Raw genomic sequence first — 21,021 nt, forward strand, 5'->3', positions numbered from 1 at the left:
TGACCTATGTCGCATGTTCTGCCCGTTCCGAAGGCCGTCAAGGATCTGTTTGACGACCTGCTCGGCCGGCCGGTCACCGTGAACCCGGCCGACCCCATGAAAGCCGCCGACGTTCCCAACTCCCTGGTCGCTCTCTACACCGACGATCGGCTCCAGCTCATGGCCGTGATCGGGATGGACTTCGCCCTCACGGCCAACGCCGGCGCGGCGATCGGGCTGATCCCGCCGGGCGGCGCGGAGGCGTGCATCGAGGACAAGGTGATCTCGAAGATGATCGGCGAGAACGCCGGCGAGATCTGCAACATCCTGGCCGGGCTCATCAACAAGGAGGACGCGCCGCGCGTCAAGCTGCACCAGGTCTTCCTGCCGGGTGAGAACCCGCCGAAGGACGCGGTCAACTACCTGCTCGCGCTGGGCCGGCGGCTCGACCTCAGGGTGGATGTTTCAGGCTACGGCGGCGGCAAGCTCTCCGTGACGCTGACCGGCTGAGGCGGTGCCCGGAAAATACCGCATTTTTCGGGCACCAACCGGGCTTTCCCCCGGCCCGCACGGTTGCGTGGGCGACATCGTGCAAAAAATTGCGTAGTCATGCACTACGCTTGCGGGCATGACTCGACGACTCGCTGAGGTGGCGAAGTACGCCGGCGTGAGCGAGGCGACCGTGAGTCGGGTGCTCAACGGCAAGCCAGGCATCTCCGACGCGACCCGCACGGCGGTGCTCACCGCGCTCGACGTGCTCGGCTACGAGCGCCCGACCAAGCTGCGCGGCGAGCGGGCCCGCCTGGTCGGCCTCGTGCTGCCGGAACTGCAAAACCCGATCTTCCCGGCCTTCGCCGAAGTGGTCGCCGGGGCACTGTCCAAGCGGGGCTTCACCCCGGTGCTGTGCACCCGGACCGCGGACGGCGTCTCCGAGGCCGACTACGTCGAGATGCTGCTGGACCAGCACGTCTCCGGCATCATCTTCTGCGGCGGCCTGTATCACCAGGCGGCCGCCGAGCACGAGCACTATCACCGCCTGCACGACCGCGGCCTGCCCGCGGTGCTGGTCAACGCCGCGATCGACGACCTGGGCTTCCCGCGCGTCTCGGTCGACGACGGGCACGCGGTGGACCAGGCGTTCAACCACCTCAGCTCGCTGGGGCACAAGCGCATCGGGCTGATCCTCGGCCCGGCCGACCACGCCCCGTCCAACCGCAAGCTGGCCGCGTTCAAGGCCGCCGCTGCGGACTCGGGCAGCGCCAACGAGGACGACGTCGAGCGCGTCATCTTCTCGATGGAGGGCGGCCGCGCCGGCGCCACCCGGCTCATCAAGCACGGCGTCACCGGCATCATCTGCGCCTCCGACGTCCAGGCCCTCGGCGCCATCCGGGCCGCCCGCCGGCTCGGCCGCGAGGTGCCCGACGACGTGTCGGTGGTCGGCTTCGACGACTCGCTGTTCATGAACTGCACCGACCCGCCGCTGACCACGGTCCGCCAGCCCATCCAGGCGATGGGCCAGGCGGCCGTGACCCTGCTCGTCAGCCAGGTGGCCGGCACGCTCGTGCCGACCGAGGAGATGCTGTTCGAGCCGGAGCTCGTGGTGCGGGGCTCGACCGGCGCCCTGCAGGAGGCCCGCGCCACCACCGCCGCCTAGCAACCGCAAGATCCCAGAGCGCCACGACTCCTGCGGGAGTCGTGGCGCTCTTTGCGTTGGTTGCGCAACGGGTTTGCTGGGCGCGCTCCCACCGATCGGGCGGGTCGGCGGGGGTCGTGGCCTGTGGGTTTTCGGGCGATTCCGTGCAAGTCAGAGGCTCATGGGAGCGCGCCCGTGCAAACGGCTGCCCGGAGATGATTAAAATTTTGCAACGGACCATGGACTTCTTGTGCGACGTGAGCCTAATCTCTTGCCTACGCCAGGCGGAAACCCTGACGCGATGCGATGGAAACCGAGCAGTAACGCGCTTGAAGCACCCACGGCAGCCGACGTCAGGCAGCGCACTCGTGCGGAGCGGTCCAGGTCGGACGCCCCCCGCCCGCACGGCCCTCAACGCCGACTCGCCGGACGACACCCCCCAACAAGGAGCGGATGATGAAGTACTCACGCACCACGGTGGCCTTGGCCATCGCGGGCGCGCTCGCGCTGAGCAGCACGCTCGTCGCGTGCTCCTCGAGCGACAACGCGAGCGGCGACCAGGGTTCGACGACGCTGGACCCGAACACCAAGGTCACGCTCAACGTCGTTGGTCTGCTCCCCGGCGCCAAGCCCGAGGCCCAGCAGGCGCTCGCGCAGGAGGTCACCGACTTCCAGAAGGAATTCCCGAACATCACGGTCAAGACCCACGACTACGAGTGGAAGGCCACCACGTTCGCGGCCGACCTCGCCGGTGGCACGCTGCCGACCGTGTTCGAGATCCCCTTCACCGACGCGAAGACGCTGATCGCGAACCAGCAGATCGCCGACATGCAGGCGTACCTGAGCTCGCTGTCGTACGCGGCGAACTTCAACAAGAACCTGCTGCAGTACGGCCAGGGCTCCGACAGCCACGTCTACGCCATCCCGGCGAAGAGCATCTACGCGGTCGGCCTGCACTACAACCGTGACCTGTTCACCAAGGCCGGCCTCGACCCCAACAAGCCGCCGACCACCTGGGACGAGGTCCGCGCCGACGCCAAGGCGATCGCCGAGAAGACCGGCAACGCCGGCTTCGCGCAGATGGCCAAGGACGGCACGGGCGGCTGGCAGCTGACGGTCGACACCTACGCCCGCGGCGGGCGCATGGAGGACGGCAAGAAGGCCACGCTCACCAACGAGCAGACCAAGGCCTCGCTGCAGTTCCTCAAGGACCTGCGCTGGACCGACAACTCCATGGGCGCGAACTTCGACTACGACTGGTCGAGCATCAACCAGGCCTTCGCCGCCGGCAAGATCGGCATGTACACCTCGGGCCAGGACGTCTACACGAGCCTGGTGCAGGCGAACAACATCGACCCGAAGACGTACGGCCTCACGATGATCCCGCTCGCGGGCGGCGACTCCGGCGTGCTCGGTGGTGGCACCATGGCCGCCGTGTCCAGCAAGGCCACGAACAACGACAAGGCCGCGGCCATCAAGTGGATCGACTTCCACTACCTGCGTAAGTACACCAACCAGGACGCCGCGACCAAGGCCGCGCAGATCCAGGCCACCAGCAAGCAGCCGGTGGGCACCCCGGAGCTGCCGATCTTCACGCAGCAGCAGTACGAGCAGTACCAGGGCTGGATCAAGCCGCTGGTGAACGTCCCGCTGGACCAGATGACCACCTTCACCGCCAAGGTCTACGACGCCAAGCTCGTCAACGAGCCGGCCGTCGCCACCCAGGACGTCTACAAGTCGCTCGACACGGTCGTGCAGGCCGTCCTGACCAACAAGGACGCCAACATCGACCAGCTCCTCACCGACGCCAACGCGAAGGCGCAGCGCGCCATCGACGCGGCCGGCTGATCCTCGCCGCGATGACCCGCACGGTGTGGGCCGCCGGGAGACCGGCGGCCCACATCGGGCACTCACATCGGCATGTCCCTGAACACCAGGACGAGGAGTGATGTTGTCGTGAGTACCTCGGACTTCGCCGGGGACGGCCGGGGCGGCAGGGTTCGCCGGCGCAACCCGGTGACGTGGGTGCAGCGGGGCGGGCTGAGCTCGGTCCTGTTCGGGCTGCCGCTGCTGATCATCTTCGGCGTCTTCTCGTGGTGGCCGATCGTGCGGTCGGTCGTCATGAGCTTCCAGAAGACCAATCTCGTCGGGACCCCGACCTGGGTCGGCTGGAAGAACTTCCACTACGTGCTCACCGATCCGGACCTGCCTACCGCGATCGGCAACACGTTCTACTTCGCGCTGCTCGCCCTGGTGATCGGCTTCCCGATCCCGCTCGTGGCGGCGGTGCTCATCAGCTCGGTCCGCAAGCGCAAGGGCCTGTACTCGGTGCTCGCCTACCTGCCGGTGGTGGTGCCCCCGGTCGTGGCCGTGCTGCTGTGGCGGTTCTTCTACGACGGTGCGAAGGACGGCGTGTTCAACACGCTGCTCGGCTGGGTCGGCCTCGGCCCGTACGCCTGGCTCTCCAGCCCCGGTCTGGCCATGCCCTCGCTGGTCGTCGAGGCGACGTGGGCCGCGGCCGGCGGGACCGTCATCATCTACCTGGCCGCGCTCATCGGCGTGCCGGACGAGCTCTACGACGCCGCCGAGGTCGACGGGGCCGGCATCTGGCGCAAGGTGTGGCACGTGACCATGCCGCAGCTGCGCGGCGTGCTGCTCATCACCTTCATCCTGCAGATCATCGGCACCGTGCAGGTGTTCCTGGAGCCGTACCTGTTCACCGGCGGCGGTCCCGCGAACGCGACGGTGACCGTCCTGCTCATGATCTACAACTACGCGTTCGGCAGCTCCCTGGGCGCGAACTACGGCGCCGCGACGGCCCTGTCCGTCATGCTCGCGGCCTTCCTGGCGATCCTGTCGCTGGTGTACTTCAAGCTCACGTCCGGCTGGAGCAAGTCGTGACCGGTCCCGAGGGAAAGCGGAGCACCATGGCTGTCATCGACCCCGCCCGGCAGCGGCCGGGCGCCGGGCCCGTCGCGACGCCGGTGGACGTGGCCCAGGCGGCCCGCCCGGCCCGCAAGCGCAAGGCATCGCAGTTCGAGGGCAGCCGCGGCTTCGTCTCCGAGCAGGACTGGCGCAACCCGCGGGTCAGCGTGGTCATGAAGACTCTGCATACGATGCTGCTGGTGTTGCTCCTCGTCGTCGGCATCGGTCCGGTGCTGCTGCTGGCCAAGTTCGCGATCACGCCCACGCAGGACATCATCCGCACGCCGCTGGCGATCTTCCCGCACGGCGTGCGCTGGGCGAACATCTCCGAGGCGTGGAACGACGTCAAGATCAGCCACTACTTCCTCAACACGATCTGGCTCGCGGCCGGCTCCTGGTTCGTGCAGCTGCTCGTCGCGACCACGGGCGGCTTCATGCTCTCCGTGCTCCGCCCGGCCTGGGCCAAGATCGTCAACGGCCTGGTGATCGCGACCCTGTTCGTGCCGAGCGTCGTGCTGCTGGTGCCGCTGTACCTCACGATCCTCAACCCGCCGGGCGTCGGCATGTCGCTCATCAACAACTTCTTCGCCGTCTGGCTGCCGGCCGGCGCGAGCGCGTTCAACGTCGTGCTCGTGACCCGGTTCTTCGACAGCCTGCCGCGCGAGGTGTTCGAGGCGGCCAGGGTCGACGGGGCCAGCTCGTTCCGGCTGTTCTGGTCGGTCGTCCTGCCGATGTCGAAGCCGATCCTCGGCGTCGTGTCGGTCTTCGCGGCCATCGCGAGCTGGAAGGACTTCCTCTGGCCGATGCTCGTGCTCAAGGACCCGAACCTGCAGCCGCTGTCGGTGCGCCTGCCCGCGATCGCGTCCCAGACCGACCTGGGCGTGTTCCTCGCGGCCCTGGCGATCTCGACGCTCATCCCCGTCGTGTTCTTCCTGATCTTCCAGCGCATGTTCCTCTCGAGCGCCGGATTGGGCGGAGCCGTCAAGGGCTGACCGCACGGTCCTCGCCTACCAGATCCACCTGTTGTGTCCAGGCACTTCGAGTTCCGAGAAAGCAGGTTCCACGTGGCCGACCAACACCACCAGGCTTGGTGGCGCAGCGCCGCTATCTACCAGGTGTACTTGCGAAGCTTCGCCGACGGCAACGGCGACGGCGTCGGCGACCTGGCGGGCCTGCGTTCGCGCCTGCCGTACCTGGCCGGCCTGGGCATCGAAGCGATCTGGATCGTGCCGTGGTACCCCTCGCCGCTGGCCGACGGCGGCTACGACGTCGCCGACTTCCGGGCCATCGACCCGATCTTCGGCACGCTCGCCGAGGCCGAGAAGCTCATCGAGGAGGCGCACGCCGCCGGCATCCGGGTGATCTGCGACATCGTCCCGAACCACTGCTCGGACCAGCACGCCTGGTTCCAGCGGGCGCTCGCGGCCGAGCCCGGCTCGCCCGAGCGGGACCTGTTCTGGTTCCGCAAGGGCCGCGGCGAGCACGGCGAGCTCCCGCCGACCGACCTGCAGTCCATCTTCGGCGGCCCGGCCTGGACCCGGGTCGCCGACGGCGAGTGGTACCTGCACCTGTTCGCCTCCGAGCAGCCCGACTTCAACTGGGACCACCCGGCGGTGCGCGAGGAGTTCGAGGACATCCTGCGGTTCTGGCTCGACCGCGGCATCGACGGCATTCGCATCGACTCGGCCGCCGTGCTCATCAAGGACCCGCTCGTCAGCGACGTGTACGAGGACAACGAGGGCATCCACGAGGTGTACCAGTCGTGGCGGCGCATCGCCGACACGTACACCCCGCCCCGGGCCCTCATCGGCGAGGTCTGGCTGCCCGACCACGAGGCGTTCGCCCGCTACCTGCGCCCCGACGAGCTGCACACCGCGTTCAACTTCGCGTTCCTGGGCGCCCCGTGGGAGGCCGTGGAGCTGCGCCGCGAGATCGACATGACGATCGCGGTGCACGCCCCGGTCGCCGCGCCCGCCACCTGGGTGCTGAGCAACCACGACGTGACCCGCGAGGTGACCCGCTTCGGCCGCGAGGTGACCAACTTCGCCTTCGCCGACAAGCGCCGCGACGTCCCCTCCGACCTGGCGCTGGGCACCCGCCGCGCCCGGGCGGCCGCGCTGCTGACCATGTCGCTGCCCGGCGCCTACTACCTCTACCAGGGCGAGGAGCTCGGCCTGGAGGAGGTCGAGGACCTCGACGACGCCCTGCGCGAGGACCCCATGTTCCACCGTTCCGGGGGTGTGAACCCCGGCCGGGACGGCTGCCGCGTGCCGCTGCCCTGGTCGGGGACCTCCGCCCCGTTCGGCTTCAGCCCGTCCGACGCGACGGGTGCGCCGTGGCTGCCGCAGCCGGCCCACTGGTCCGAGCTCTCCGTCGCCGCCCAGCAGGGCGTGCCGGGCTCGTTCCTGCGGCTGTACTGCGACGCCCTCCGCCTGCGCCGCGAGGAGCCCTCCCTCGGCGACGCGCCCATGCGGTGGCTCGAGTCCGGCCCACAGGTGCTCGCGTTCGCCCGCGGCGAGGACTTCGCCAACGTGACCAACCTGGGCGCGGAGCCCGCCGCCCTGCCGCCGCACCGCGAGGTGCTGCTCAGCAGCGTCCCGCTCAACCCCGACGGCACGCTGCCCGCCGACGCCTCCGCCTGGCTGCGGCTGGCCTAGGACCGATCCAGCTCCACCCGCACGGGGACTCAGACGCCGGGCGGTCGCACAAGTTGGCGGGTGCGACCGTCCGGCTTTTTTCGTGCTCCAAACGCTAACTTAACTGTTAATGCCGACCCGACCCCAGAGCGTTAACTGTTAAGACGATCCACAATCTTGATGGCCCGCGGGGCCGCCCAATAGGTTCTGTGGCAAGGAAAGAGACTTCCTTGTGGAGGCGGCACATGCGTTCCACCCCGACCGTCGCGGCGACATCCCAGCCGTTCCGATGGTGACGCCGGGTTATTCCGGGAACAGAGGCGGGGCGCTGGCCACACCGGCGCCCCGTTGTTCTTCGATCACACCAAAGGTGTTGTGGAAAATGCCATCCAAGATTCTGTGACCAGCGCGTACTACTCCCAGTCCCAGCGCAGACCGTAGCGCCCGGGGCCGTAGTCGAGGGCGATCGCGTGGACCGAGTGGCCCGTGTCGACCTCCATCGAAACGACCTGTTCGTCCTGCCCGTCCATCTGCTGGAACTGATATATCGCGCGCGGCAACGCGGCCGGGTCGAAACACACCTCGACCACGTATTCGCGCACGGGCAGGCGGAACTTGCGCTCGTACTGAGTCGCCAGCGGAAACGGCGGATAATTGTGCAGCGCGTGCTCAGTGATCACCGTCTCACCCTTGGCGAGCGGGCGGTCGAACAACAACTCGGCCAGCAGCAGGCCGCTCTCCGGATGCTCCACGACCCGGCCGAGCCTGCAGTTGCGCACGGGCGTCAGCAGTGGCAGCGGGTTGCCCGGCACGTCGAGGCGGATGATCGCGACCCAGCGGTCCGGCCCGTCGGCCTCGGCCCGCAGCACCTGCCGCACCAGGAACGAGACCTCGCCGCGATCCGGGCCCACGTTGACCCGGTCGTGCTGGCTGAGCCGGGTCAGTCGCTCGTCCCAGCGGGTCTCGATGCCCTGGGCCAGGTCGACGATGAGGTCCCGCTCGGACCAGAACGCGCCCAGCTCCACGGTGTCGGGGCTCTTGTGCAGGTGCCGGCCGCGCGGGCGCGGAGGGCCCACCAGGGCGGCCAGCGAGCCCGGCTCGACCTCGAGGATCTTCTCGAGCTCGGCCAGCGCCGCGAGCGACTCGCGCCGCTCCGGCCGGCTGCGCCCGGTCTGCCAGTAACTGAGCGTGGCCAGGCTGACCGAGTAGCCCTCGGCGCGCAAACGCTCCTGGATGCGTTCCAGCCCCAGGCCTCGTGCCTGGATTGCATCTCGTAACGCGCCAGCGAAGTCGACCATCAGCCCCCCGGGAGCCATCCTCGCGGTCGGGGCCTCACACATGCAAGCGCGCGTTTGAGGTGAGCCCGATTCGGTTACCCGTTCATCCATGGGCGAGCGGTGGTACACCGAGAGTGTCATCTATTGCCTGGACGTCGAGACGTTCCAGGACTCCAACGGCGATGGCATCGGCGACTTTCAGGGTCTCATCGGCCGGTTGGACTATCTGACCAGGCTCGGAGTCAACTGCCTGTGGCTCAGCCCGATCCATCCGACGCCCGGCAAGGACGACGGCTACGACGTCACCGACTTCTACAACGTCGATCCCCGGCTGGGCACCCTCGGCGACTTCGCCGAGCTGCTGCACCAGGCCGCGAACCGCGGCATCAAGGTTATGATCGACCTGGTGGTGAACCACACCTCCGACGAGCACCCGTGGTTCCAGTCCGCGATCTCCTCCCCGGACTCGCCCTACCGCGACTGGTACGTGTGGTCGGCCAAGGAGCCCAGCGACCGCCACCAGGGCATGGTGTTCCCCGGCGAGCAGTCCGAGACGTGGACGTACCACCGCAGGGCGCGCGCCTGGTACTACCACCGCTTCTACGACTTCCAGCCCGACCTGAACTTCAGCAACCCGCAGGTCCGCTCCGAGATCAAGAAGATCCTCGCGTTCTGGATCCAGCTCGGCGTGGCCGGGTTCCGCATGGACGCGGTGCCGTTCATCATCGAGCTCACCGAGCCCGGCGACCCGGAAAGCCCATTGGACTTCGGCTACCTCTCGGAGCTGCGCTCCCACGTGCAGTGGCGACGCGGCGACGCGATGCTGCTGGCCGAGGCGAACGTCGAGCCGGAGAAGCTTCCGCAGTACTTCGGCGACGCCGGCGGCACCGGCAACCGCATCCACATGCTCTTCGACTTCATGCTCAACGGGCGGCTGGTGCTCGCCCTGGCCCGGCAGAACCCCGAGCCGGTCATCGAGTGGCTGCGCTCCACGCCGCACCTGCCGCCGGGCGGGCACTGGGCCACGTTCCTGCGCAACCACGACGAGATCGACCTGTCCCGGCTCACCGCCGACCAGCGCGAGGACGTCTTCGCCGAGTTCGGCCCCGACCCGGACATGAAGCTCTACGACCGCGGCATCCGCCGCCGGCTCGCCCCGATGCTGGACGGCGACCGGGCGCGCATCGAGCTCGCGTACTCGCTGCAGTTCAGCATGCGCGGCACGCCCGTGCTGCGCTACGGCGAGGAGATCGGCATGGGGGAGGACCTGTCGCTGAAGGGCCGCTATGCCATCCGCACCCCGATGCAGTGGTCCTTCGCCAAGAACGCCGGGTTCTCGGCGGCCGAGCCCGTCCGGCCGGTGATCAGCAAGGGTGAGTACTCGTACCAGAAGATCAATGTGACCGCCCAGCGCGAGGACGACAAGTCCCTGCTCGCCTGGTTCGAGCGCATGATCCGGACGCTGCGGGAGAGCCCGGAGGTCGGCAACGGCACGTGCTCGGTCATCGACCGGACGCTGCCGCAGGGCGTGCTGGCGCACCGGGCCGACGGGCCCACCGGCTCCATGCTCTTCCTGCACAACCTCGGCACCGAGGACGCCGTGCTGGACCTGCACGAGCTCTTCCCTGAGACCAACCACCCCAACGAGGTGTTCGGCGACAAGGCGTATCCGGAGGTGGGTGACCTCTCCGAGCTGTCGCTCGGGCCTTATGGGTATCGCTGGATCAGGCTGCGGCGGCAGAACGTGTAAGGGCTCGGGTCCGCGGTGGTGCGGACCGTCGCTCCCGCCAGACACCGCTCGGCGCTGGCGCGCCGTCGCTGCCAGGCCCGCGGTTGGTCGCCCTGGCCTTCTATCAGTCCCTCGGGAGCCCACTGGCGGCCGCGCCGAGCGGGATCCGGGCGGGCTCGACCGGCCGGCCGAAGTGCCAGCCCTGGCCGAGATCGCAGCCGAGCGCGGCCAGCCGGGCGGCCTGGTCCGCGGTCTCGATCCCCTCGGCGGTGACCGTCATCTGCAGCGTGTGCGCGAGGCGGATGACGGTCTCGACGATCTGCTCGTCGACGTGGTCGCTCTCCAGCTTGCGGATGCCGGCCATGAACGCGCCGGCCAGCTTGAGCCCGTGCACCGGTAGGTGCCGCAGGTAGGCGAGGTTGGAGTAGCCGATCCCGAAGTCGTCGATGACGATCCGCACGCCGAGGTCGGCCAGCTGGCGCAGGGTCTGCACCGGCCGCCCGGTCTCCTGCATGAGCACCGTCTCGGTCAGCTCCAGCTGCAGGTTGGCCGGGTCCAGCCCGGACTCGGCCAGCGCCGCGCGCACGTCGTCGAGCAGCCGCGGGTCGGAGCACTGCCGGGGCGAGACGTTGACGCTGATCAGCAGCGGGTGCCCGGGGTGGCTGCGCTGCCACGCGGCCGCGGCCAGGCACGACTCGCGCAGCACCCACCGGCCCAGCGGCAGGATCATGCCGGACTGCTCGGCGACCGGGATGAACGTGTTGGGCGAGACGGTGCCCAGCTCGGGGTGCCGCCAGCGCAGCAGGGCCTCGGCGCCGTGCAGCCGGTTGTCGGCCAGGCCCACCAGCGGCTGGTAGACCAGCTCGAACTCGCCCCGGTCCAGGGCGCCCGAGAGCCGTCCGGTCAACCCGTACCGCAGCAGCTGCTGGGCGTTGCGCTGCTCGTCGAAGACGGCGTAGCGGGCGCGGCCGTCGGCCTTGGCGAGATAGAGCGTCGCGTCGGCGGCCCGCAGCAGCTCCTCCGGCTCCGCCCCGCGCGCGGCCTGCTCGACGATGCCGATGCTGGCCGAGACAGCGAGCTCGTGGCCGTCGAGCCGCACCGGCTTGGCCAGCGCCGCGAGCATCGCCTCGGCCAGCTCGGTCAGCTCGTCGGGGCCCTTGGTGTCGCGCGCCACGACGACGAACTCGTCGCCGCCGACCCGGGCCACGAAATGCCCGGCCGCGTTGACGCAGCCCCGCAGCCGGTCGGCCAGGGCGACCAGGAGCTCGTCGCCGTAGCCGTGCCCGAGTGTGTCGTTGATGGTCTTGAACTCGTCGAGGTCGAGGAAGCACACCCCGATCCGGGAGCCCTCCTCGGCGTCGCGCAGCGCCTCGGCGAGGTGGCCGTAGAGGAGCACGCGGTTGGGCAGCCCGGTGAGCGGGTCGTGGTGGGCTTGGTGGTGCAGCTCGCGCTGGAGACTGTGCTCGGCGTCGGTGAGCGCGCGGGTCCACGCCCGCCGGATGCGCTCCTGGTCGTCGAGGATCTTCTGCCGCTGCGCCCGCGCGAACCCGGCCGCGAACCCGCCGATCACGTCGCCCGTCGCCGTGGGGGTCAGCACGCCGATCGAGCGCTGCAGGGCCTCCGGGCTGTTGAGGCCGATCTGGATCAGGGCGGCCCCGACCTCCTCGGCGGCCGCGGCGTCCCCGGTGCCGAGGGCATCCGTCAGCTGTACGGTCTGCCGCTCGAAGAACCGCTGCAGGGCCTCGGCGCTCAGGTCGAGGTAGCTGGTCTGCCGCACCGCGGCGAGCCACTGCCGGGCGAGCTGCGACAGCGCAGGATCGATGGCGGCATCGCTTTGGCCGTCCGAGCGCGCCACTCCATCACCCCCGGCGAAGATTACTGCACCGCGGCCCCACGTTGAATCGACGCTCAGTGTCGTTCTGGCTCCGTTTCCGTGAGCCCGTCGACGAACCGCGTCAGGAGCTGCGCGAATGCGGCCCGGTCGATCTTCGACCAGTTCCGGGTGGCCGCGGCGAACCGTCTCCGCCGCACCTCGTGGACGCGTTCGCAGAGTTCGCGGCCGGCCACGGTGAGTGCGAGCAGGGCCCGCCGACCGTCCTTCTGGTCCGCCTCGCGCCTGATCAGCCCGGCCTCGACCGCGGCGGCGACGAGCTTGCTGGCCCGCGGCTGGGCGACGTCGAGCGCGGCTGCGATGTCCGTCACCGTGACCGGCGCGCCGCGCGCCTCGCCGTCCTCGACCGCGTCCACGACGTCGAAGAGCGCCGGGTCGGCCTCCGGCTCGCTGCGGGCCAGGGCCCGCCGGGTCTGCCGCCGCCGAATGTCGACCATGGCCGCCTCGATGGCTTTGAGCACCTTGTCGTCCGCGTCGCCGTTATGCATAATTTTTGTTATCTACATTCTATCGGCATGCTGTTGAGGGGAGTGTCCCATGCGACCGGAGGAGCGTCCGATCGGGTACTGGCTGCGCGAGCTGGACCGCCGCCTGGAACTGGCGTTCGCGGCGGCCCTGTCGTCCTCGGGCGCCACGCGGCGCGACTGGCAGGTGCTGAACGGCCTCGGCCCGGACGCGCCGTTCTGGGATGCGGGCGCGCGCTCGTACGCGGATGTCGTGGCGGACCTGACGGCTCGTGGCTGGACGCTCGCGGACGGGACGGTGACTCCGGCGGGGGAGGAGGCCCGGGCCGAGATCGCGTCGTCCGTGGGCCGGATTCGCGAGGTCAGCATGACCGGCGTGGCGGACGAGTCCTATGTGCTCGCGGTTCGCACGCTGGCGGCCATGGTGGACAACCTCCCGGCCGCCGCCTGACTGTCCGGCAAACCCCACCTTGGTCCTCGGCCTGCGCAAGTGCCGGGGCGGCTGCCCTGAGAGGGCGATATGTCGGGCACTTCGTGCCGCAACATATCGGATTTATACCCCGACAGGCGAAATGTCGCTTGTCTCGATGCGTTGCACCATGCGGTGGATGTCGCGGACCGTCGTGTTCAGTGCCGACGGGCCATGAGAGCGCGGGTGGCGGTGTTCAGTGTTCGCGGGCCGGGATGGCGCGGGTGGCGGTGTTCAGTGTCCGCGGGCCGGGATGGCGCGGGTGGCGGTGCTCAGTGTCCGCGGGCCGGGATGGCGCGGGTGGCGGTGCTCAGTGTCGGCGGGCCGGGATGGCGCGGGCGATCGCGGTCAGGGTGTGCGGGGCCAGGCGGCCGTCGCCGAGGCCGAGCTCGATCAGGGCGTCGAAGACCCGCTGGTCGCGTCCGGCGGCGCGGACGGCCGCGTCGACGACCCACCGGCGCTGGCTCAGCGCCGCGGCCACCCGCGAGTGGCGCAGGTGCGGGCCGAGCCGGTCGCGCAGGGCCCGGCGGTAGCGGCCCGCCGGGTCGTCCCCGTGGGCCGCGGCCGCGCCGGCCAGGGCGCCGGAGAGCACCGCGTAGAAGATGCCCTCGCCGGTGAACGGGTTGATGAGCGACAGCGCGTCCCCGGCCAGCAGGAGGCGGCCGCCGGCCGGGGGCGGGCGGTGCGTGGACAGGGGCAGGTGGTGGGCGCGCAGGTCCGTGGCGGCCGCGGTGTCGACGTCGGGCAGCAGCTCGGCCAGGCGGTCGAGGAGGCGGCGGCGGGTGAGCGGGCCGTCGCGGAGGACCTCGCCGTAGCCGATGTTCGCGCGGCCGTCGCCGATCGGGAACGCCCAGGCGTAGGCGGGCCAGCCCGACTCGGTGGTGACGATGCGCTGCTCGGCCGGCAGGTCCGGGGCGTGGGCGTAGCCGCGGATGGCCAGGGCCAGGTGGCCGGGGCCGTTCGGCGCGAACCCCAGCGCCCTGCGGACCAGGGAGTAGGCGCCGTCCGCGCCCACCACGGCGCCCGCCCGGATCTCCCCGTCGAGCACGGCGTGGTCGCCGCGGTCCTCGATCCGCCGGACGGTGTGCTCGACCAGGGTCGCGCCGGACTGCCGGGCGGCCTCGGCCAGGCGGTGGTCGAAGACCGTCCGGGGAATCGTGTACGCCGGGCGCGCGTGCGGCCGGGCCACCTCGCCGCCGCCCGGGCCGCGCAGCCGCAGCGCCGGGACGGGGGCGAACTCCGGCGACAGCGGGGAGACGCCCAGATCGGCCAGCACGTCCAGGGCGTGCGGGGCGATCCCGTCGCCGCAGGGCTTGTCCCGGGGGAACGCCGCCTTGTCCAGCAGCAGGACCGTCGCACCGGCCCGCCGCGCGGCCAGGGCTGCCGCCGCGCCCGCGGGGCCCGCGCCGACCACGGCCACGTCGAAGCGATCGCCGCCGGTATCCATGGGCACGAGCGTGCCACAGACCCGGGGGAGTGGCCGGGTGGCGGCTTGGCGGAACGACCCCGGCCGTCCGTCCGCCCCATGTACATCGAATCGCCGCCGACGGAGGACGCACGGGGGTTCACGGTGATTGTCGCGGGTGACTACGCTCGCGGCATGCCCTGCCCAACTTGCTACTTTCCGGGCAACGACCCCGCCGCCACCCAGTGCGCGCAGTGCGGATCGGCGTTGACGCCCGCGGCGGGCGCATACCCCGGATCACCCGTCGCCTATGACGTGCATCCGATCTCCGACCAGGGCGCGATGCCGCCGCCCGCCCAGTTCGCGCCGCCGCCGGCCCAGCAGTTCGCGCCGCCGCCCGCCCAGTTCCCGCCGCCACCCGGGGTGCAGTTCCCGCCGCCACCACCGCCGTCGGCGCCCTACCCGGGCGGCCCAGGTCAGCCCGCACCCGTGGCCTATCCGCAGCAGTACCCGGCGGCCGGGTATCCCCAGGTGCCTCCCGTGTCCGGCGCGCCCTACTCGGGCATGCCGGTCTCCCCGACGCCGATCTCCGTCACGCCCGTCTCCGGGTCGCCGCAGCCGGGCTACTACCAGCCGCTCAAGCCCAACCGCGGCCGCGTGCTGCTGCCGCTCACCGTCATCGTCGTCGTGCTCGTCATCGCCAGCACCGTGATCGCCGTCGTGAAGCTCACCGGCGGCCCGGGCGGCTCGGCGGCCGCGTCATCGTCGTCAGGCGCGCCGGTGCCGGGGCCCACCACGACCGGGCCGGCGCCGGGGCCGACCTCGGCGGCGCAGACGACCGGCGGCGGCGATCCCAAGGCGCAGGCGGCGGCGGTCGACGCGCTGCTCGACGCGAGCGTGGCCAGCCGTACGAAGCTCAACGCCGCGATCGACCTCGTGGGCAAGTGCACGCTGTTCGACAAGGCGATCGCGGACATGCAGACGGTCGGCACCGAGCGGCAGTCCCAGATCGACAGCGTCACCCGGTTCGACCTGGCGGCGATTCCCGAGGGCGAGCAGGTGCGCGCGATGCTCAAGGAGTCGCTCGGGTTCTCGCTCGCCGCGGACCGCAGCTACGTGCCGTGGGGGAAGGCGCAGCAGGCCAGCGGGTGCGGCGGCGGCGGGGAGTCCGACTACCAGGAGGCCCAGAACCAGTCCAAGAACGCCACCGACGCCAAGACCCGGTTCCTGGGCGTGTGGAACCCGGTCGCGAGCCGGTACGGGTTGCGACAGCGACAGGTCACCGACATCTAGGGCCGGCCTAGGTGTTGTCCTCCGAGCGGCGTTGCGGGAACGGTTCGCCCGCGACCGCCTCGGCGCGTAGCGGCTCGCCGGTGCCCGGTGCCGTCGCTTCGCCCGTGGTGGCGTCGGGGCGGGTGGGTGGCTCGGGCTCCTGACCGTACCCTCGTGTGATCATGCGGAACACAGCCAGCATGATGGCGGCCACCGGCACCGCGATGAGCAGGCGCAGCAGCGCGGTCTTCATGTCGAGCTGGTGGGTGACGAAGCCGGCGTAGAGGGCCGGCGACGCGATCAGCAACGCCAGGAGCAGCGTCGAGTACCGCGCCATGCCGAGCACCTCAGCCTCCCACCAGGCTCAGCCGCTCGCAGAGCATCGCGGCCCACTGGAACGGGGTCGACGGGCGGCCGTCCAGCAGGGCCACCGGCACCCGCAGGGACAGCGGGCTCGCCGGGTCGCCGCTGGAGCCGGTGCCGCGCAGGCAGATCGCGTCGACGCGGCGCAGGCCCTGCAGGTGGTGCGCGACGTCGGAGGTCTTGCGGCTGGCGTCGACGACGACCCACACCGCGACCGGGCGCACGGCCTCGACGATCGACGCGGCCCAGCCGGCCTCGTCCAGCGCCGCCTCGACCGCGACCACGCTCGACGCGTCGGACTTGCGCAGCTTCTTGGCCCACAGACGGGCGTCGTGCGCGCCGGTGATGCGCCGCTTGCCGTCGATCCCGGCCGCGGCCGCGTTGCGCCCGGCGAAGAGGATGTGCTCGGCGTCGAGCCGCTGGGCCTCGGCCACGAACCGGGCCACCTCCATCGCGTGGGTCGACTCGCCCACCACGATCAGCGTCTCGCCCGGCGCGTCCGGCGCGGGGTCGGCGACGGGCAGCGCGGTGAAGGCCTCGACGATCGCGCCGTAGGTGTCGCCGGCGGCCGCGCGGACGGAGATGTCCGTCGGCACCCCCAGCGACTCCAACTTGTGCGCCAGCTCGCTCGCGCCGGCGCCGTTCGGGCGGTCGGCCTTCTCGGCCATGGCGGCCTCGGCGGCCGCGGACGCTTGGGCGTAGGCGCCGAGCCGCTCGCTTGCGGGCGGCGTGCGCGGCTTCTCCACCGTGGCGGTCGCTTCAACAGGCATTCGGGACTCCTGCCGGGAATCGGTCGGCCGGAACTGGGCCGGCTCGGAACGGGTAGGTCCATCTGCTGCGGCATCGGCGTGCCCGTGCGGCAAGCCGAGCGGTCCGGGCGGCCCGGTGGGCCGCGCCCCGCCGGTCCACGCCGGCGGCGGGGGCACCAGGCCCCGCGGGAAGTCGCCACCTAGAAGTCCGGGCGGCGCTGCGCGGGCCGGCGGCGGGGGTACCGGGCCCCGCGGGAAGGCACCGCCCAGAAGCCCGGGCGACGCTGCGCGGGCCGGCGGCGGTTGTGGGCCGGTCCGCCCGCGGCCGAACCGTGCGGGCGTGTCGCGACCGAAGTGCGACGGCGCGGACGGCTCGTGCGGCGGGGCGTACCGCGCGCCCCGGCCGACCGGCCGCCCGGACGCGCTGCGCAGCGCGTCCCCGGTCGGCATCGGCGAACCCACCGGCGGCGGAGGGCCCCAGCCCGCCGTCGCCCGGCCCCACGCGGCGGCGGACAGACTCGCCGCGGCCGCGGGGCGTTCGGTGCGGCCCCGGAGCCAGGACGGCGGGTCCGAGACCCGCGCGCCCCAGTGCTCGGCCTCGGCCCAGGCGTCGAGCCGCTCGAGCTGGCTCCAGTCCACGTCGATGGCCGGGGGATCCGGCAGTTCGAACCGCGCGGCCGCCAGCACATCGGGCCGGGCGGGCGGTGGCGGCACGGCAGGCCGGGCGGGCGGTGGCGGCACGGCAGGCCGGGCGGGCGGTGGCGGCACGGCAGGCCGGGCGGGCGGTGGCGGCACTGCGGCCGGCGTCTTGGCCCCGGGCGCGAACGGCGGCGCCGAGAAGGCCGCGGGCGTTGCAGCCGCAGAGCGCGCGGCCGGGGGCGCCGAGGCAGCCGCGGACGTCGCAGCCGCGGAGGGCGCGAACGCGGAGGGCGCGGGCGCGGGCGCCCAGCCTGCGGGCGGCGCGGACGCGGGCGCCGAAGCTGCAGGCGGCGCGGAAGCGTGCGGCGCCGACGAAGCGTGCGGCGCGGAAGCGTGCGGCGCGGACGAAGCGGGCGGCGCGGAAGCAGGCGGCGCGGAAGCGTGCGGCGCGGACGAAGCGGGCGGCGCGGAGGCGGACGCGGGCGGCGAGGCCGGGCGGATGCTCGGCGGCGTCGCGGGGGTCCAGCCGGCGGGTGGCGCGGCCGGCGTGGCGGGCGGGGGAGCGGCGGCCTTCACCGGCGGCTTGACCTCGGGCCGCTTCGCCTCGGGCCGCTTGGCTTCGGGCGGCGTGACGGTCGCGGCCGGAGTCGGTGCCGTGGGCGCCTTGGCCGCGGGCGGAGCCGGTGTGGCCGGCGCCTTGGCCGCGGGCGAGGCGGCCTTCGCCGGCGGCTTCTCGGCGGCGGCCGGAGGGGTCGCGGCCTTGACCGGAGCCGACTTCGCAGGAGCCGTGGACGGCGCGGCGGACGCTAGCGCGGCGGAGGCGGAGGCAGGCGCGCCGGGCTGAGCCGTGGCTTGAGCGGCCCGAGCAGCCTGAGCAGCCTGAGCAGCCTGAGCGGCTTGAGCAGCCTGAGCGGCCTGGGCGGCTTGAGCAGCCTGGGCGGCCTGGGTGTTGGCCTGAGCGGCGGCCGGAGGCGGAGGCGGGCGCAGGCCAAGCTTCGCGACCGGCTGCTCGGCGCCGGGCCGGAAGGGGCGCACCGACGGCGCCGCGGGCTCGGGCGCGGGGTCTTTCGGGCCCGAATGTTCCGCGGCCAGCAGGCGGTTGAGGGCGTCGGCGGCGGTTGCCGGGCGATCGGGCCGTACCGTTGCCGCGCTTTCCTGGGCCTCGGCCAGCAATGACGCGAATGCGGAAGCCGCGGTCGGGTTTTCCCCGCGCCGCTCCGCCGCATCGGCCATCGCGGCCAGATCCTCGATAGTGATCTGGCGTTTCGGCGTGTCGTCCTGGACCGTCGGCGCGGCGGATGATTCAGTGGTCTCAGCGGGGACGGAAACGGATTCCGCGGATTTCGAGGAATCCGGAACCTCGATCGTCAGCTCGTATTTTTGCGTGCCGAAAAGCCCGCCGACGCCACCGGAACGGACCTTTTCGGCCGAGATGATGACAGCGTCGGGCCCGTGTTCGTCGCGCACCTGCGCGAGCAGTTCCTCGAGGTCACGACCCTCAAGCAGCAACCGGGTAGGCACCGTTCACCACCCCAATAGTCTCAATTCGCAGCGTACTCCCGGTGATCTCTGAGTACGACAAAACCGGCAAACGCGGAAGCGCCATCTGCACCAGGCGGCGCAGTGCGTTGCGCAGTTGTGGCGAACACACGAGCACCGGGCTCACGCCGCGTTCCTCGCCTTGTTCGGTGAGGCGCGTGAGGTCGGCCAGAATCGATTCGGCACGGCCGGTGTCGATGAGCAGCTGCAGGCCGCTGTCGGTGGGGCGCATGGATTCCAGCAATTGCTGTTCCAGTCTCGGCTCCAGGGTGATGGCGGTGAGCGTGCCGTCCTGCGAATAGCGGTTCGCGATCGCGGGGCCGAGCGAGGCGCGGGCCGCCTCCAGCAGCGCGTCCGGGTCGGTGGACTGCTTGGCCTGTAGCGACAGCGCCTCGAAGATGCGCACCAGGTCGCGGATCGGCACGCCCTCGTCGAGCATGCCGTGCAGGACCTGCTGGACCTGGCCGAGGCTGAGCACCGCGGGGGTGAGCTCCTCCACGACGACCGGGTGCGAGCGCCGGACCACCTCGGCGAGCGCGCGCACGTCCTCGCGGCCGAGCAGCCGGCTCGCGTGCACGCGGACGATCTCGGCCAGGTGGGTGATGATGACCGACGCGCGGTCGACGACCGTCGCGCCGGTGAGGTCGGCCTGGTGCCGCAGCTCCGCCGGGACCCACTTGCCGGCCAGGCCGAAGACGGGCTCGACGCCGGCCCGGCCGGGCAGGAAGTCCAGGCCGTCGCCGATCGCCAGCACGGTGCCGGGCGGGGCCATGCCGCGGCCGACCTCGACGCCGCTGATCCGCACCGCGTACGTCGACAGCGGCAGATCCAGGTCGTCGCGCGTGCGCACTGGCGGCATCACGATGCCCAGCTCCAGGGCGACCTTGCGGCGCAGCGCCCGCACCCGCTCCAGCAGGTCGCCGCCGCTGGCCTCGACGAGGTCGACCAGGTCGGGGGCGAGGGCGAGCTCGAGCGGGTCGACGCGCATCTCGCCCAGCAGCACCTCGGTCGGGTCGGGCGGCGGCGCCTCGGCCTCGGCGGCGGCCAGCTCGGCCTGCTCCTCCGCCGACGGCTCGACCTTCTTCGGCAGCCGCAGTGCGATGATCAGCACCCCGCCGCCGGCCAGCAGGAACGGCAGCTTCGGCAGGCCCGGCACCAGGCACAGGGCCAGGGCCGCGCCGCCGGCGATGAGCATCGCGGTGCGGTGCTGGCTGAGCTGCTTGCTGACCGTCGAGCCCATGTCGCCGTCGTTGGCGGAGCGGGTGACGATGAGGCCGGTGGCGACCGACAGCAGCAGCGCCGGGATCTGCGAGACGAGGCCGTCGCCGACGGACAGCAGCGAGTACGTCGAGATCGAGTCGGCCGGCGACAACCCCCGCTGGAGCATGCCGATCGCGAAGCCGCCGATCAGGTTGACCAGCGTGATGATGATGGCCGCGATCGCGTCGCCCTTGACGAACTTCGAGGCACCGTCCATGGCGCCGTAGAAGCTGGCCTCGGAGGTGATCTCGGTGCGCCGCTTGCGCGCGGTCGCCTCGTCGATGAGCCCGGCGTTGAGGTCCGCGTCGATCGCCATCTGCTTGCCGGGCATCGCGTCGAGGGTGAACCGGGCGCCGACCTCGGCGACCCGCTCGGCGCCCTTGGTGATGACGATGAACTGGATGATGAACAGGATCAGGAAGATGACCAGGCCGACGATGAGCGAGCCGCCGACGACGAAGTGGCCGAACGCGTCGATCACGTTGCCGGCGAAGCCGTTGGTGAGCACCAGCCGGGTCGCGCTGATGTTCAGGGCCAGCCGGAACAGCGTCGCGATGAGCAGCAGCGACGGGAACGAGGAGAACTCGAGCGCGCGCTTGACGTACATGCTGACCAGCACGATCACGAGCGCGAGGGTGATGTTCGCGGCGATCAGCGCGTCGAGGATGAACGAGGGCAGCGGCACGACCATCATGAGGATGATCAGCACGATGCCGATCGGCACCACGTACTGCGAAAGCCGCTTCGGCACCGCCCGCTGTTCCTCTCCGGCCTGGTCGTTGTCCTACTGA

At 71.4% G+C, this 21,021-nt stretch carries 18 protein-coding genes; 11 read left to right on the plus strand and 7 right to left on the minus strand.

The features are described from left to right. Window positions 1–6 precede the first annotated feature (6 nt). The 6 genes from ABT369_RS37730 (at window position 7) to ABT369_RS37755 (ending at window position 7,194) form a co-directional block, all read left to right on the plus strand. The gene (locus ABT369_RS37730; protein WP_350619588.1) at window positions 7–489 is read left to right on the plus strand and encodes a hypothetical protein; all 483 of its coding nucleotides are present in this window, start codon (window positions 7–9) and stop codon (window positions 487–489) included. Window positions 490–607: 118 nt separating this feature from the next. Then, complete coding sequence (locus ABT369_RS37735; RefSeq protein WP_350619590.1) at window positions 608–1,633, plus strand: LacI family DNA-binding transcriptional regulator; 1,026 nt, start codon at window positions 608–610, stop codon at window positions 1,631–1,633. Between the two features lie 435 nt (window positions 1,634–2,068). Further along, window positions 2,069–3,460 (plus strand): ABC transporter substrate-binding protein, encoded by a 1,392-nt coding sequence (locus tag ABT369_RS37740; RefSeq protein ID WP_350619592.1) that lies wholly within the window; start codon window positions 2,069–2,071, stop codon window positions 3,458–3,460. A 108-nt stretch (window positions 3,461–3,568) separates the two neighbouring features. Then, on the plus strand, window positions 3,569–4,513 hold the full coding sequence (locus tag ABT369_RS37745; RefSeq protein WP_350619594.1) for a carbohydrate ABC transporter permease: 945 nt from the start codon (window positions 3,569–3,571) through the stop codon (window positions 4,511–4,513). Window positions 4,514–4,539: 26 nt separating this feature from the next. Then, on the plus strand, window positions 4,540–5,529 hold the full coding sequence (locus tag ABT369_RS37750; protein WP_350619596.1) for a carbohydrate ABC transporter permease: 990 nt from the start codon (window positions 4,540–4,542) through the stop codon (window positions 5,527–5,529). Window positions 5,530–5,601: 72 nt separating this feature from the next. Then, window positions 5,602–7,194 carry a glycoside hydrolase family 13 protein gene (locus ABT369_RS37755; protein WP_502891870.1) on the plus strand — a complete coding sequence of 531 codons (1,593 nt, stop codon included), beginning with the start codon at window positions 5,602–5,604 and terminating at the stop codon, window positions 7,192–7,194. Window positions 7,195–7,586: 392 nt separating this feature from the next. On the opposite strand, the gene ABT369_RS37760 is transcribed toward ABT369_RS37755, so the two are convergent. After that, window positions 7,587–8,471, minus strand: a complete 885-nt coding sequence (locus ABT369_RS37760) for a hypothetical protein (RefSeq protein ID WP_350619598.1) — start codon at window positions 8,469–8,471, stop codon at window positions 7,587–7,589. Between the two features lie 88 nt (window positions 8,472–8,559). On the opposite strand from ABT369_RS37760, the gene ABT369_RS37765 reads away from it, so the two are divergent. Continuing rightward, a complete protein-coding gene (locus ABT369_RS37765; RefSeq protein WP_350619600.1) occupies window positions 8,560–10,200 on the plus strand; it encodes an alpha-amylase family protein in 1,641 nt (546 codons plus the stop codon). A gap of 103 nt (window positions 10,201–10,303) precedes the next feature. On the opposite strand, the gene ABT369_RS37770 is transcribed toward ABT369_RS37765, so the two are convergent. Together ABT369_RS37770 and ABT369_RS37775 are read right to left on the minus strand one after the other, a co-directional pair. Then, complete coding sequence (locus tag ABT369_RS37770; RefSeq protein WP_350619602.1) at window positions 10,304–12,034, minus strand: putative bifunctional diguanylate cyclase/phosphodiesterase; 1,731 nt, start codon at window positions 12,032–12,034, stop codon at window positions 10,304–10,306. 53 nt (window positions 12,035–12,087) lie between these two features. Continuing rightward, window positions 12,088–12,558: a MarR family winged helix-turn-helix transcriptional regulator gene (locus ABT369_RS37775; protein WP_350619604.1), complete on the minus strand. Its 471-nt coding sequence runs from the start codon at window positions 12,556–12,558 to the stop codon at window positions 12,088–12,090. A gap of 49 nt (window positions 12,559–12,607) precedes the next feature. Here ABT369_RS37775 and ABT369_RS37780 point away from each other — a divergent pair, with 49 nt between their 5' ends. Continuing rightward, entirely contained in the window at window positions 12,608–12,985 is a 378-nt protein-coding gene (locus tag ABT369_RS37780; RefSeq protein WP_350619606.1) for a hypothetical protein, read from the plus strand. 328 nt (window positions 12,986–13,313) lie between these two features. Here ABT369_RS37780 and ABT369_RS37785 read toward each other — a convergent pair whose 3' ends face one another. Continuing rightward, window positions 13,314–14,450 carry an NAD(P)/FAD-dependent oxidoreductase gene (locus tag ABT369_RS37785; RefSeq protein ID WP_350619607.1) on the minus strand — a complete coding sequence of 379 codons (1,137 nt, stop codon included), beginning with the start codon at window positions 14,448–14,450 and terminating at the stop codon, window positions 13,314–13,316. Window positions 14,451–14,603: 153 nt separating this feature from the next. Between ABT369_RS37785 and ABT369_RS37790 the strand changes: the two genes are divergently transcribed. Next, window positions 14,604–15,701: a hypothetical protein gene (locus tag ABT369_RS37790; protein ID WP_350619609.1), complete on the plus strand. Its 1,098-nt coding sequence runs from the start codon at window positions 14,604–14,606 to the stop codon at window positions 15,699–15,701. Window positions 15,702–15,708: 7 nt separating this feature from the next. Here the strand turns inward: ABT369_RS37790 and ABT369_RS37795 are convergent, their stop codons facing one another. Both ABT369_RS37795 and ABT369_RS37800 read right to left on the minus strand, forming a co-directional pair. Next, entirely contained in the window at window positions 15,709–16,017 is a 309-nt protein-coding gene (locus ABT369_RS37795) for a hypothetical protein (protein WP_350619611.1), read from the minus strand. Window positions 16,018–16,027: 10 nt separating this feature from the next. Then, complete coding sequence (locus ABT369_RS37800; RefSeq protein ID WP_350619613.1) at window positions 16,028–16,813, minus strand: hypothetical protein; 786 nt, start codon at window positions 16,811–16,813, stop codon at window positions 16,028–16,030. Between the two features lie 622 nt (window positions 16,814–17,435). Between ABT369_RS37800 and ABT369_RS37805 the strand changes: the two genes are divergently transcribed. Both ABT369_RS37805 and ABT369_RS37810 read left to right on the plus strand, forming a co-directional pair. After that, complete coding sequence (locus ABT369_RS37805) at window positions 17,436–18,275, plus strand: hypothetical protein (protein ID WP_350619615.1); 840 nt, start codon at window positions 17,436–17,438, stop codon at window positions 18,273–18,275. A gap of 53 nt (window positions 18,276–18,328) precedes the next feature. Beyond that, window positions 18,329–18,607, plus strand: coding sequence for a hypothetical protein (locus ABT369_RS37810; RefSeq protein ID WP_350619617.1), 279 nt, complete (start codon window positions 18,329–18,331; stop codon window positions 18,605–18,607). Window positions 18,608–18,929: 322 nt separating this feature from the next. Here ABT369_RS37810 and flhA read toward each other — a convergent pair whose 3' ends face one another. After that, window positions 18,930–20,981: a flagellar biosynthesis protein FlhA gene (gene flhA, locus ABT369_RS37815; RefSeq protein WP_350619619.1), complete on the minus strand. Its 2,052-nt coding sequence runs from the start codon at window positions 20,979–20,981 to the stop codon at window positions 18,930–18,932. Window positions 20,982–21,021 lie beyond the last annotated feature (40 nt).

It is taken from the genome of Dactylosporangium sp. NPDC000244 (assembly GCF_040300725.1).
Lineage (GTDB): Bacteria > Actinomycetota > Actinomycetes > Mycobacteriales > Micromonosporaceae > Dactylosporangium.

Coding starts and splice junctions, on each gene's coding strand:
- ABT369_RS37765 (WP_350619600.1), top strand. CDS start 8,560: ATGGGCGAGCGGTGGTACACCGAGAGTGTCATCTATTGCCTGGACGTC.
- ABT369_RS37750 (WP_350619596.1), top strand. CDS start 4,540: ATGGCTGTCATCGACCCCGCCCGGCAGCGGCCGGGCGCCGGGCCCGTC.
- ABT369_RS37740 (WP_350619592.1), top strand. CDS start 2,069: ATGAAGTACTCACGCACCACGGTGGCCTTGGCCATCGCGGGCGCGCTC.
- ABT369_RS37780 (WP_350619606.1), top strand. CDS start 12,608: ATGCGACCGGAGGAGCGTCCGATCGGGTACTGGCTGCGCGAGCTGGAC.
- ABT369_RS37760 (WP_350619598.1), bottom strand. CDS start 8,471: ATGGTCGACTTCGCTGGCGCGTTACGAGATGCAATCCAGGCACGAGGC.
- ABT369_RS37800 (WP_350619613.1), bottom strand. CDS start 16,813: ATGCCTGTTGAAGCGACCGCCACGGTGGAGAAGCCGCGCACGCCGCCC.
- ABT369_RS37730 (WP_350619588.1), top strand. CDS start 7: ATGTCGCATGTTCTGCCCGTTCCGAAGGCCGTCAAGGATCTGTTTGAC.
- ABT369_RS37775 (WP_350619604.1), bottom strand. CDS start 12,558: ATGCATAACGGCGACGCGGACGACAAGGTGCTCAAAGCCATCGAGGCG.
- ABT369_RS37790 (WP_350619609.1), top strand. CDS start 14,604: ATGCCCTGCCCAACTTGCTACTTTCCGGGCAACGACCCCGCCGCCACC.
- ABT369_RS37805 (WP_350619615.1), top strand. CDS start 17,436: ATGGCCGGGGGATCCGGCAGTTCGAACCGCGCGGCCGCCAGCACATCG.
- ABT369_RS37735 (WP_350619590.1), top strand. CDS start 608: ATGACTCGACGACTCGCTGAGGTGGCGAAGTACGCCGGCGTGAGCGAG.
- ABT369_RS37795 (WP_350619611.1), bottom strand. CDS start 16,017: ATGGCGCGGTACTCGACGCTGCTCCTGGCGTTGCTGATCGCGTCGCCG.
- ABT369_RS37785 (WP_350619607.1), bottom strand. CDS start 14,450: ATGGATACCGGCGGCGATCGCTTCGACGTGGCCGTGGTCGGCGCGGGC.